8 protein-coding genes are annotated in these 12,463 nt (G+C 67.4%); 4 read left to right on the top strand and 4 right to left on the bottom strand.

The features are described from left to right. Nucleotides 1–4 precede the first annotated feature (4 nt). The 4 genes from hemE to rpsU form a co-directional block, all read right to left on the bottom strand. On the bottom strand, nt 5–1,063 hold the full coding sequence (gene hemE, locus TK90_RS01315; RefSeq protein WP_012981686.1) for a uroporphyrinogen decarboxylase: 1,059 nt from the start codon (nt 1,061–1,063) through the stop codon (nt 5–7). 8 nt (nt 1,064–1,071) lie between these two features. Further along, on the bottom strand, nt 1,072–2,475 hold the full coding sequence (locus TK90_RS01310) for an FAD-dependent oxidoreductase (RefSeq protein ID WP_012981685.1): 1,404 nt from the start codon (nt 2,473–2,475) through the stop codon (nt 1,072–1,074). A 98-nt stretch (nt 2,476–2,573) separates the two neighbouring features. Beyond that, entirely contained in the window at nt 2,574–3,023 is a 450-nt protein-coding gene (locus TK90_RS01305) for a GatB/YqeY domain-containing protein (RefSeq protein ID WP_012981684.1), read from the bottom strand. 40 nt (nt 3,024–3,063) lie between these two features. Further along, nucleotides 3,064–3,279: a 30S ribosomal protein S21 gene (rpsU, locus tag TK90_RS01300; protein WP_012981683.1), complete on the bottom strand. Its 216-nt coding sequence runs from the start codon at nt 3,277–3,279 to the stop codon at nt 3,064–3,066. A 176-nt stretch (nt 3,280–3,455) separates the two neighbouring features. Between rpsU and aroB the strand changes: the two genes are divergently transcribed. The 4 genes from aroB (at nt 3,456) to gltB (ending at nt 12,248) form a co-directional block, all read left to right on the top strand. Further along, nucleotides 3,456–4,580 (top strand): 3-dehydroquinate synthase, encoded by a 1,125-nt coding sequence (aroB, locus tag TK90_RS01295; protein ID WP_012981682.1) that lies wholly within the window; start codon nt 3,456–3,458, stop codon nt 4,578–4,580. Beyond that, nucleotides 4,570–5,760: a deoxyguanosinetriphosphate triphosphohydrolase gene (locus tag TK90_RS01290; protein ID WP_012981681.1), complete on the top strand. Its 1,191-nt coding sequence runs from the start codon at nt 4,570–4,572 to the stop codon at nt 5,758–5,760. The genes aroB and TK90_RS01290 overlap by 11 nt, the downstream gene beginning before the upstream one ends. 12 nt (nt 5,761–5,772) lie before the next feature. Then, a complete protein-coding gene (locus TK90_RS01285; RefSeq protein ID WP_012981680.1) occupies nt 5,773–7,623 on the top strand; it encodes an SPOR domain-containing protein in 1,851 nt (616 codons plus the stop codon). A gap of 161 nt (nt 7,624–7,784) precedes the next feature. Beyond that, nucleotides 7,785–12,248, top strand: a complete 4,464-nt coding sequence (gene gltB / locus TK90_RS01280) for a glutamate synthase large subunit (RefSeq protein ID WP_012981679.1) — start codon at nt 7,785–7,787, stop codon at nt 12,246–12,248. The last annotated feature ends 215 nt before the right edge of the window (nt 12,249–12,463 follow it).

Here is a 12,463-nt window from a genome sequence, read left to right as displayed (position 1 = left end):
TGCCTTAGTCGCGGCGGTAGGAGGTGACGGTCTCAACCAGGGTTGCCACCCGTTCCGGGTCGATCCCCGGATGAATCCCGTGCCCCAGGTTGAAGACATGACCGGTGTCCCGGTCGAAGCCGTCCAGCACCCGCAGGGCCTCCTCGCGCACCACCGCATCCGGCGCGTACAGCACCGACGGATCGAGGTTGCCCTGCAGCGCCACGCGATCGCCCACACGACGGCTGGCCTCGGCAATCTCGATCGTCCAGTCCAGCCCCAGCGCATCGGCACCGGTCTCGGCCTGCGCCTCGAGCCAGGCATCGCCACCCTTGGTGAACAGGGTAACCGGCACGCGGCGGCCGTCGTGGTCCCGAATCAGGCCATCCACGATGCGCTGCATGTAGGCCAGCGAGAATTCGCGATAGCCGCGCGGCGTAAGCGAACCGCCCCAGGTGTCGAAGACCATCACGGCCTGCGCACCGGCGCGAATCTGCGCGTTCAGGTATTCGGTAACCGCGGTGGCGACCTTCTGCAGCAAGGCGTGCATCGCCTGCGGTTCGCCGTACATCAGCCGCTTGGTCTCGGCGAAGTCGCGCGAGCCCTGACCCTCGACCATATAGGTGGCCAGCGTCCACGGGCTGCCGGCAAAGCCGATCAGCGGCACTTCGCCATTCAGTTCACGGCGGATGAGGCGCACTGCATCCATCACATAGCGCAGCTCCTGCTCGGGATCCGGCACCGGCAGGTTCTCGATCGCCTCGAGCGAACGGATCGGGTCGCGGAAACGAGGGCCCTCGCCGGTCTCGAAATAGAGTCCCAGGCCCATCGCATCCGGGATAGTCAGGATGTCCGAGAACAGGATCGCCGCGTCCAGCGGGAACCGGCGCAGCGGCTGCATGGTGACTTCGCAGGCCAGCTCCGGGTTCTGACACAGATTCATGAAGCTGCCGGCCTGGGCGCGGGTCTCGCGGTACTCCGGCAGGTAGCGCCCGGCCTGGCGCATGATCCAGATCGGCGGGCGATCCACGGGCTCGCGCAGCAACGCACGCAGCAGACGGTCATTCTTCAGGGTCTGGGACATCGAAAAACTCAAACGCCGAGGTATTCAAGGATGCCTTCGGCGGCCTCGCGGCCCTCGAAGACGGCGGTCACAACCAGGTCCGAGCCACGCACCATGTCGCCGCCAGCAAAAACCTTCGGGTTGCCGGTCTGGAAGGCGTGCTCACCGACGGCCTGTACACGCCCGCCCTCGTCCACGCCGATCTTGTATTCGGCGAACCAGTCCGCCGGGGACGGACGGAAACCAAAGGCGATCAGCACGCGGTCGGCCGGGATCACATGCTCGGAGCCCGGCACCGGCTCCGGACGGCGGCGGCCGCGCTCGTCCGGCGCACCCATCTGGGTGCGCACCACCTTCACGCCCTCGACCTTGCCGTCGCCGACGATCTCGACCGGCTGCACGTTGAACTCGAACTGCACGCCCTCTTCGCGGGCATGCACCACTTCCTTGCGCGAGCCGGGCATGTTCTCTTCGTCGCGGCGATAGGCGCAGGTCACCGAGGCCGCGCCCTGGCGGATCGAGGTGCGGTTGCAGTCCATCGCGGTGTCGCCACCGCCAAGGACCACCACACGCTGGCCGGCCACGTCGATGAAGCCGTCTTCATCGTGCTCCCAGCCCATCACCTGGCGGATATTGGAGATCAGGAACGGCAGCGCCGGGTACACCCCCGGCATGTCCTCGCCGGGGAAGCCACCCTGCATCGCGGTGTACGTGCCCATGCCGAGGAACACGGCGTCGTATTCCTCCAGCAGGGTGTCCATCTGGATGTCGCGGCCGATCTCGGTATTCAGGCGGAACTCCACGCCCATGCCCTCGAGGATCTCGCGGCGGGTGCGGATCACCTGCTTTTCGAGCTTGAACGGCGGGATACCGAAGGTCAGCAGGCCACCGATCTCCGGGTAGCGGTCATAGACCACTGCCTGCACGCCGTTGCGCGCCAGGATATCGGCGCAGCCAAGGCCGGCCGGCCCGGCGCCAATCACGGCCACGCGCTTGTCGGTCGGGGTGACATCGGACAGGTCCGGGCGCCAGCCGGCCTTCAGGGCCTCGTCGGTAATGTACTTCTCCACCGAGCCGATGGTGACCGCGCCAAAACCGTCGTTCAGCGTGCAGGCGCCCTCGCACAGGCGGTCCTGCGGGCAGACGCGGCCGCAGACCTCGGGCAGGGAATTAGTCTTGTGCGAGAGCTCGGCGGCGGCGAACAGGTTGCCCTCTTCCACCAGCTTCAGCCAGTTCGGGATGAAGTTGTGAACCGGGCACTTCCATTCGCAATACGGATTGCCACAGGCCAGGCAGCGGCCCGCCTGCTGCCCCGCGGTCGCCGGGTCGAACTGACCAATGATCTCGCCAAACTCGTGGATACGAATCTCGGCGGGAGTCTTCTGAGGGTCCTGGCGCGGCAGGTCCAGGAACTGCATCGGATTGGAAGCCATGGATCACTCGCTCCGACGGGAACCGGCGGCATGACGCCACGGGGTTCAACCGTTCATGCGTTCAGGAATGGTTCGTTTCGCTCAAACGAGCGTAACGGTCAAGAATGCCCCAGTGCGGACCGGACCTTCTGGCTCACCACACCCATGTCGGCACGACCGAAGACCCGGGGCTTGAGCACGCCCATCACCTTGCCCATATCACTGGGACCGGCCGCGCCAGTCTCGGCGATCGCCTCGCCGATCATCTGCTCGAGCTCGGCATCGCCCAGCGGCTCGGGCATGTAGGCCTCGATCACGGTGATCTCGGCGGCCTCGCGCTCGGCCAGGTCCTCGCGGCCACCCTTGCGGTACTGGTCGATGGAGTCGCGACGCTGCTTGAGCATCCGGTTCAGGATGGCCAGCACCGCGTCGTCGTCGGCTTCGCGCCGCTCGTCGACCTCGAACTGCGAGACCTCGGCCTGGATCAAGCGCAACGCCGCGAGGCGTTCCTTCTCCCGGGCCCGCATGGCCTGCTTGACGTCATCCTGCAACCGGGCCTTGAGCGACATAAGGGTCCTCGATCCGGGCCAAAGGCCCGAAAGGCGATTCTTAGTACAGACGCACCCGACGGGTCATGTCGCGGGAATTCTTCTTCAGCTGGCGCTTCACCGCTGCGGCGGCCTTGCGCTTGCGCTCGGTGGTCGGCTTTTCGTAATACTCGCGGCGGCGGACTTCCGCGACCACGCCGGCCTTCTCACAGGTGCGCTTGAAACGGCGCAGGGCAACCTCGAAGGGCTCATTCTCGCGAACTCGTACGTGCGGCATACAATCTCCGGATGCGAATGCTGATTCGTCTACCAAAACAAAAACGCCACCCGAAACACTCCGGGCAGCCATGCAGAACTCCCTATGGTAATCCAACCGCCGCCATTTGCAAAAGTCCGTGAAACGATGCCCATCCTGACCGCGCACACGCTTACGCCCAAAGCGGTACGCACGCTATGATGCCCCTGATGAACGCACCCGGCACGCAAAACCTGAACGTCGAGCTGGGCGAGCGCAGCTACCCCATCCGGATCGGACCGGGCCAGCTCGCCGCTGCCGACACCCTGCGCCCGGCGCTGGAGGGCCGCCGCGTGGCAGTGGTGACGAACACCACCGTGGGCCCGCTGTACGGCGAGGCCCTGCGCGAAACGCTCGAACAGTGCGGGATCGCGGGCGAGCTCCTCTGGATCGAGCTACCCGACGGCGAGGCGCACAAGACCCTGGCCACGGTGGAATCGATCATCACCCGCCTGCTGGAGGCCCGGCTCGACCGGGGCAGCCGCATCGTCGCACTGGGCGGGGGCGTGGTGGGCGATATCGCCGGCTTCGCCGCCGCGATCTACCAGCGCGGGATCGACTTTGTGCAGATCCCGACCACCCTGCTGGCCCAGGTCGACTCCTCGGTGGGCGGCAAGACCGGGGTCAACCACCCGCTGGGCAAGAACATGATCGGCGCCTTCCACCAGCCGCGCGCGGTGCTGATCGACACCGACACCCTGAAGACGCTGCCCGAGCGCGAGCTGCAGGCCGGGCTCGCCGAGGTCATCAAATACGGGCTGATCCGCGATGCCGATTTCTTCGCCTGGCTGGAGGCGCATATCGACGAACTGCGGGCGCTGGAACCAAAGACCCTGGCCTATGCCATCCACCGCTCCTGCGCCTGCAAGGCGGAGATCGTCGCCGCCGACGAACGTGAAGGCGGCATCCGTGCCCTGCTGAACCTGGGTCATACCTTCGGCCATGCCATCGAGGCCGGGATGGGGTATGGCCAGTGGCTGCATGGCGAGGCCGTGGGCACGGGCATGGCGATGGCGGCGCGCATGTCGGAACGCATGGGCTGGCTGAGCCGAGCGGAACGCGAGCGCGCCGAGGCCCTGATCCAGCGCGCGGGCCTGGCCCTGGAACCCCCGGACACCATGACCGCCGAGCGCTTCCGCGAACTGATGGCGATCGACAAGAAAGTATCCAGCGGCCGCCTGCGCCTGGTGCTGCTGCGGGCGATCGGCCAGGCCGAACTCACCGACCAGTTCGACGTGTCGGCGCTGGACGCAACCCTGCACGAGGGCGCCCGTGTCGCCTGAGGCCCTGGCCACCACACCCCGGGTCGACAGGGCCTCCGGGCTCGCGCCGTACGCCGCCGACCCCTCGGCCTCGCGCGGGCGCACCTACCCGGAGGCACCAACACGCCACCGCAGCGATTTCCAGCGCGACCGCGACCGCATCGTGCATTCCAGCGCGTTTCGCCGCCTGGAGTACAAGACCCAGGTCTTCATCAGTCACGAGGGCGACCTGTTCCGCAACCGCCTGACCCACTCGCTGGAGGTCGCGCAGATCGGACGCTCGATCGCACGCGCACTGAACCTGAACGAGGACCTGGTCGAGGCGATCGCGCTCGCACACGATCTTGGTCATACCCCCTTCGGTCATGCCGGCCAGCACGCGCTGAACGACTGCATGAAGGCGTACGGGGGTTTCGAACACAACCTGCAGTCGCTGCGGATCGTCGACCTGCTGGAACGTCACTACGCGGAGTTTGACGGCCTCAACCTGACCTTCGAGACGCGCGAGGGCATCCTCAAGCACTGCTCGCCACAACGGGCGCGCGATCTGGGCGCGATCGGCGTGCGCTTTCTCGAAAAGCAGCAGCCATCACTGGAAGCACAGCTGGCCAACGTGGCCGACGAGATCGCCTACAACAATCACGATGTCGACGATGGCCTGCGTTCCGGGCTGCTCGACATGGACCAGTTGACCGAGGTCCGTCTGTTCCGCAAATGTCTGGAGGCAGTTCGTGCACGCTACCCGGACCTCGAGCCGCGACGGGTTCAGCACGAGACCGTTCGCCGCATGATCGACGCCCTGGTCTCCGACCTGATCGAAAGCAGCCAGGCCGCGATCGATCACGAGCAGCCCGAGACCCCGGACGACGTCCGCCGGGCCGGCCAGCCACTGATCCGCTTCAGCCCGGACATGGCGGAACAGGCACACGAACTGAAGGTCTTCCTGCGCGAGAACCTGTACCACCACCATCAGGTCCACGCGGTGATGCACAAGGCCCGCCAGCTGATCCAGGAGCTATTCGCCGCGTTCGACTCCGAGCCGCGGCTGATGCCCGAGCATTTCCAGCGGCATGCCGAGCGACTCGCCGAGGCCGACCCGCATGCCCCGCAGCGCGCGATTGCCGACTACATCGCGGGCATGACCGACCGCCACGCCATCCGTGAACACCACCGCCTGTTCGATCTGGGCACGCTGACCTGAGACTGAGACCCCATGGCGCTCTCCGACCAATGCCTGAAACAGCTCGGCCTGCATACGGCGCCGTTCGACGAGACGCCGGACGAACACTTCATCTACAGCGACCCGTTGCTGGACGGGCTGCTGGAGTCGGCGCGCGCCGCTCTCGATGCCCCGGGTGCCATCGTGATCATGACCGGCGAAAACGGCTCCGGGCGCAGCCTGCAGTTGATGCGCCTGCTGGCCATGCTGCCCGAGCCCTTCGAGCTGATCGCCTTTCGCGCGCGCATCAACACGCAGTTCGAATCGGTGGACAACACCATTCGCAACTACCTGCGCTCGCACAATGCCGATGACCCGGATCGCCCCCTGACCGAACTGCTGGCCGAGCGGGTGGCCCTCGGCCGCGATCCGGTGATCGCGATGGACGACGCCCACCTCGTCGGCACCGACATCGTGAACAACCTGATGCGCATGCGCAGCGAGGTGCTCGAGTCCCAGGGCCGCGCGCCGCGCGTGGTACTCGTGGGCTCCGGCGGCCTGCTCCGCCGCCGCCTGTACCTGCCCGATCCCTCCGACGAGGACCAAGTCACAAGGGTCAATCTGCGGGCCTTCAACCTCGAGCAGACCGGCGCCTACCTGCGCCACCGCCTGCAGGCGGCAGGCCTGGACGACCCCGATCGTCTGCTTGACCAGGAGACCATCCATCACCTGCAGACCACCAGCCAGGGCCTGCCCGGCAACCTGAACCGCGAGGCCAACCAGATCCTGGAGCGTCACTGCCGCAGCGAACGCCATGCCGCCAGTGCAGCCGGCACTACAGCGCCCGGCATTGCGCTGGGTGACGAGGCCGAACGCGAAGAGGCGTCGTCACCCACGACACGCGAGCCAGCGGGCGTCACCATCGACTCCGATGCTGACCTCGATCGCGAAAACGACGCCGAACCCGTGCTTCGCGCCCAGCGCGAAGAGGACGAATTCACTCCGGCCGCCGAGGCCCTCGCGCACACGGACGCCGATGACGAACCGGAGTGGCCACCGGAGCACGAACTCGACGCCCCCCCAGAGGAAAAGCGCGCCGCGCCCTTCTGGAACCAGCGCTGGTTTGTGCCGGCGGTGGCCGCCACGGTCGCTATCGGCATTGCCGCCCCCGTCGCCCTGCAGCTGATGGACGGTGGCGATACCGAGGCGGAACAGGAGGTCGTCGAACTCCCGTTGCCCGAAACCCGGCCCCCGGCATCCCCCGACCAGGACGACCTGGTCGCGCCCGACCCGCTGGAGCATACCGACGACACGTTGACCAGCCCGGACATCGAACCCCTGCCCGGCCAGGAACGCCCGAGCGGCGATCCGATTGCCGGCATTGAAGCCGAACCGGCCGCGGAACCCGAGCCACAGCCCGAGCCACAGCCCGAGCCACAGCCCGAGCCACAGCCCGAGCCACAGCCCGAGCCAGAACCCGCTCCGGAGCCTGAACCCGAGCCCGAACCAGCACCGGAGCCGGAGCCGGAGCCGGAGCCAGAACCGGAACCGGAACCGGAACCGGAGACGACGACCGAGGCCCTGGCCGACGAGGATGGCGACAGTGAGCGCCTGCGCGGCGACCTGGAGTGGCTCGGCAGCCAGTCCTCCGATGCGTTCACCATCCAGTTGATCGCGGCCCCGGACATGTCCACTGCTCGCGGCTATGCGGATCGCCACAACCTTGGCGGCATCCGCTACATCCCCACGCGGGTGAACAATCGCGACTTTGTGGTCGTGCTGGCTGGATCGTTTGCCAGTCGCGAGGCCGCCGAAGGCGCGGCGTCGGACCTGCCCGAGGCGGTACGCAACGAAGGCCCCTGGATCCGCTCCATCGGCTCCGTGCAAGGCGTGGCACGCGAGTAGACTCGCCACGTCGGCACCCGCCAACCCGCACCTCCCCGTGCCTACTTGACCGGCCCCGGTTTGCCGGGAGAATGACGGTTCGGCTATATTCCTGCGCCTTTTTTCGTGTTCTTTTCCAGCCCGACGGCCCGCCCTTCGCGCGCCGTGACCGGAGTTCACCGATGCGACAGAACCAACTGAACGGCACCCTCTACCGCCCCGAATTCGAGCGCGACAACTGCGGCTTCGGCCTCATTGCGCACATGGACGGCGTGGCCAGCCACTGGGTGGTGGACACCGCAATCAAGGCCCTGGAACGCATGACCCACCGCGGCGCGATCGCCGCCGACGGCAAGACCGGCGACGGCTGCGGGCTGCTGATGAAGACCCCCGAGGCCTTCCTGCGCACCCTGGCCTCGGAGTCGAACATCGAACTGGCGGAGCGCTTCGCCGCCGGCATCGTGTTCATCAACCCGGACCGGATCGCCGAGACGCGTGCCGCCGTGGAGAACGCGATCGAGCGCGGGCCGCTTTCGCTTGCCGGCTGGCGCGAGGTCCCGGTGAACCCGGAAGACGCCTGCGGGGCCGAGGCCCTGAAGAGCCAGCCGCACATCCTGCAGGTGTTCATCAACGCCCCGGCCAACATGGACGGCGACGCCTTCGAGCGCGCGCTGTTCGTGGTGCGCCGGCGCGCCGAGATCGCAATGGGCGACGACCCGGTGTTCTACGTGCCGAGCCTGTCCGCGCGCGTGGTCTCCTACAAGGGCCTGGTGATGCCGGAAAACCTGCCGGTGTTCTACCGCGACCTGCAGCGCCCGGAGCTGGAGACCTCGATCTGCGTGTTCCACCAGCGCTTCTCCACCAACACCTTCCCGCAGTGGGGCCTGGCGCAGCCGTTCCGTTTCCTCGCCCACAACGGCGAGATCAACACCGTGCAGGGCAACCGCAACTGGGCGGTCGCACGCCAGCACAAGTTCGCCACCGAGAACCTGCCGGAACTGGCCGAACTGGAGCCGCTGGTCAACCTGGAAGGCTCCGACTCGCAGAGCCTGGACAACATGCTGGAGGTCCTGCTGGCCGGCGGCATGGACCTGTTCCGCGCAATGCGCCTGCTGGTCCCGCCGGCGTGGCAGAACGTCGCGCACATGGACTCCGACCTGCGCGCCTTCTACGAATACAACTCCATGCACATGGAGCCCTGGGACGGCCCGGCCGGGATCGTGCTGACCGACGGCCGCTACGCCGCCTGCACCCTGGACCGCAACGGCCTGCGCCCGGCGCGCTATGTGATCACCAAGGACCGCCACATCACCCTGGCCTCCGAGATCGGCGTGTACGACTACGCCCCGGAGGACGTGGTCGCCAAGGGCCGCCTGAAGCCCGGGCAGATGCTGGCCGTGGACACCGAGTCCGGCGAGCTGCTGCAGCCCGAGGACGTCGATCGCATCAACCGCACGCGCCAGCCCTACCGCCAGTGGCTGCGCGCCCACGTGAAGCACCTGAAGAGCCAGCTGGACGATAACCAGCTGTTCTCCGGCGAGCCGATGCCGCCCGAGCGCCTGGAGACCTACGAGAAGCTGTTCGACGTGACTTTCGAGGAGCGCGACCAGATCCTGCGCGTGCTGGCCGAGGCCGGTCAGGAGGCCGTGGGCTCGATGGGGGACGACACCCCGTTCGCCGTGCTCTCCCGCCACACCCGCTCACTGTTCGACTACTTCCGCCAGCAGTTCGCCCAGGTCACCAACCCGGCGATCGACCCGCTGCGCGAAAGCATCGTGATGTCGCTGGAAACCTGCTTCGGCCGCGAGCAGAACCTGTTCGAGGAGACCCCGGACCACGCCCACCGCCTGGTGTCCGACTCCCCGGTGCTGTCCGAGGCCAAGTTCCGCGAGCTGTGCAACCAGACCGAGGACGCCTTCCGCGTCGAGCGCATGGACCTCAACTACGACGTCCATGCCGGCTCCCTGGAGGACGCCGTGAAGGCCCTGACCGCAAACGCGGTCGAGGCCGTGCGCGGCGGTGCCGTGGTGCTGGTGCTGTCGGATCGCGGCATCGACCCGGAACGCCGCCCGATCCCGGCCGCGCTGGCCGTGGGCGCGGTGCACCACGCGCTGATCCGCGCCAAGCTGCGCACCGATGCCAACATCGTCGCCGAGACCGCCACCGTGCGCGACCCGCACCACTTCGCGGTGCTGCTCGGCTACGGCGCCACCGCGATCTACCCCTACCTGGCCTACTCCGCGCTGCACGGCATGTGCGAGTCCGGCGAGATCCCGAACGCGGACCCGCTGACCCTGGCGCAGAACTACCGCCGCGGTATCAACAAGGGCCTGTTCAAGATCCTGTCGAAGATGGGGATTTCTACCATCGCCAGCTACCGCGGCGCCCAGCTGTTCGAGATCGTCGGTCTGGCCGACGAGGTCGTGGACACCTGCTTCACCGGCACCACCAGCCGCATCAAGGGCACCCGCTTCGCCGACATCGAGGCGGACCTGGAGACGCTGTCGAAGCGCGCCTGGAACCCGCGCAAGAGCGCCGGCCAGGGCGGCCTGCTGAAGTACGTCCACGGTGGCGAGTACCACGCCTACAACCCGGACGTGATCCAGACCCTGCATCGCGCCGTGCAGTCCGGCGACTACGGCGTGTACCAGGAATACGCGGACCTGGTGAACGAGCGCCCGGTGACCGTGCTGCGCGACCTGCTGAAGGTCCGCGACGACATCGAGCCGATCGATCTGGACGAGGTCGAGCCCGAGGCCGAGATCCTGCCGCGCTTCGACTCCGCCGGCATGAGCCTGGGCGCGTTGTCGCCGGAGGCCCATGAGGCCCTCGCCACCGCGATGAACCGCCTCGGCGGGCGCTCCAACTCCGGCGAGGGCGGCGAGGCCGTCTCCCGCTACGGCACCGAGCGCATGTCCAAGATCAAGCAGGTGGCCTCCGGCCGCTTTGGCGTGACCCCGCACTACCTGGTCAACGCCGAGGTGCTGCAGATCAAGGTCGCCCAGGGCGCGAAGCCCGGCGAAGGCGGCCAGCTGCCGGGCCACAAGGTCAACAAGATGATCGCGGAGCTGCGCTACTCGAATCCGGGCGTGGCCCTGATCTCGCCGCCACCGCACCACGACATCTACTCCATCGAGGACCTGGCGCAGCTGATCTTCGACCTCAAGCAGGTCAACCCGGATGCGCTGGTCTCGGTGAAGCTGGTCTCCGAGGCCGGGGTCGGCACGATCGCCGCCGGCGTCGCCAAGGCCTACGCCGACCTGATCACCATTTCCGGTTACGACGGCGGCACCGGCGCCAGTCCTCTGACCTCGGTGAAGTACGCCGGCACCCCGTGGGAGCTGGGCCTGACCGAGACCCACGCGACCCTGCGCGGCAATGACCTGCGCGACAAGGTGCGGCTGCAGACCGACGGCGGCCTGAAGACCGGCCTCGACGTGATCAAGGCGGCGATCCTGGGTGCGGAGAGCTTCGGCTTCGGCACCGGCCCGATGGTCGCGCTCGGCTGCAAATACCTGCGCATCTGCCACCTGAACAACTGCGCAACGGGTGTGGCCACGCAGGACAAGGTGCTGCGCATGAACCACTTCATCGGCCTGCCCGAGATGGTCATGCACTACTTCCAGTTCGTCGCCCGCGAGACCCGCGAGTGGATGGCGAAGCTGGGCGTGCGCAGCCTGACGGACCTGATCGGCCGTACCGATCTGCTGGAGATCCTGCCGGGCGAGACGCCGAAGCAGCAGCACCTGGACCTGAACGGCCTGCTGGCCAGCGGCGATCTCGACGACAAGCCGCGCTTCTGCAAGGAGCCGAAGAACGAGCCGTTCGACAAGGGCGAGCTGGCCGAGAAGATGGTCGCCGAGATGCTCGAGGCGATCGAGAACAAGGCCGGTGGCGAGTACCACTTCGACGTCGCCAACACCGACCGCTCGATCGGCGCGCGCCTGTCCGGCGAAATCGCCAAGCGCCACGGCAACCAGGGCATGTCCGACGCCCCGATCACCGTGCGCATGAAGGGCACGGCCGGTCAGAGCTTCGGCGTCTGGAACGCCGGCGGCCTGCACCTGTACCTGGAAGGCGATGCCAACGACTACGTCGGCAAGGGCATGACCGGCGGCAAGCTGGTGATCCGTCCGCCGGAGGGCTCGAGCTTCGCCAGCCAGGACACCACCATCATGGGCAACACCTGCCTGTATGGCGCGACCGGCGGCAAGCTGTTCGCCGCCGGCCAGTGCGGCGAGCGCTTCGGCGTGCGCAACTCCGGCGCGATCGCCGTGGTGGAAGGCATCGGCGACCACGGCTGCGAGTACATGACCGGTGGCGTGATGGTGGTGCTGGGCAATACCGGCATCAACTTCGGCGCGGGCATGACCGGCGGCTTCGCGTTCGTGCTGGACCGGGAGAACGACTTCCCGGACCGCATCAACAACGAGCTGATCGACCTGCACCGCCTCGACACCGAGGACATGGAGGCCCACCGCAACTATCTCGAAGAGCTCATCACCGAGTTCGTGCACGAGACCGACAGTGCCTGGGGCCGCGAAATCCTCGAGCAGTTCGACCACTACCAGGGCTCGTTCTGGCTGGTGAAGCCCAAGGCCTCCGAACTCCGGGGCCTGCTGGCCAACCTGCGCCAGGCCGCCTGACCCGCCCTTCGGCGGAACCTTGAAACGGGCCCCTCACGGGGCCCGTTTTATTTGCAGCCCCGAATAACCCGTCATCGCGAGGAGCGAAGCGACGTGGCGATCTCCACGGGCAACCCCGGCATCCGCCCCGGAGACCACCGGGACTCGCCCGCAGCTCGCCGCGGCGGGCGCAACACCCAGCCATGACGTGTTGCGGCCCACCGCTGGGCTATCAT

It is taken from the genome of Thioalkalivibrio sp. K90mix (genome assembly GCF_000025545.1).
Classification (GTDB): domain Bacteria; phylum Pseudomonadota; class Gammaproteobacteria; order Ectothiorhodospirales; family Ectothiorhodospiraceae; genus Thioalkalivibrio.
The sequence above is the reverse complement of the archived record's forward strand: the minus strand, read 5'-3'. Positions and strand labels throughout refer to the sequence as shown.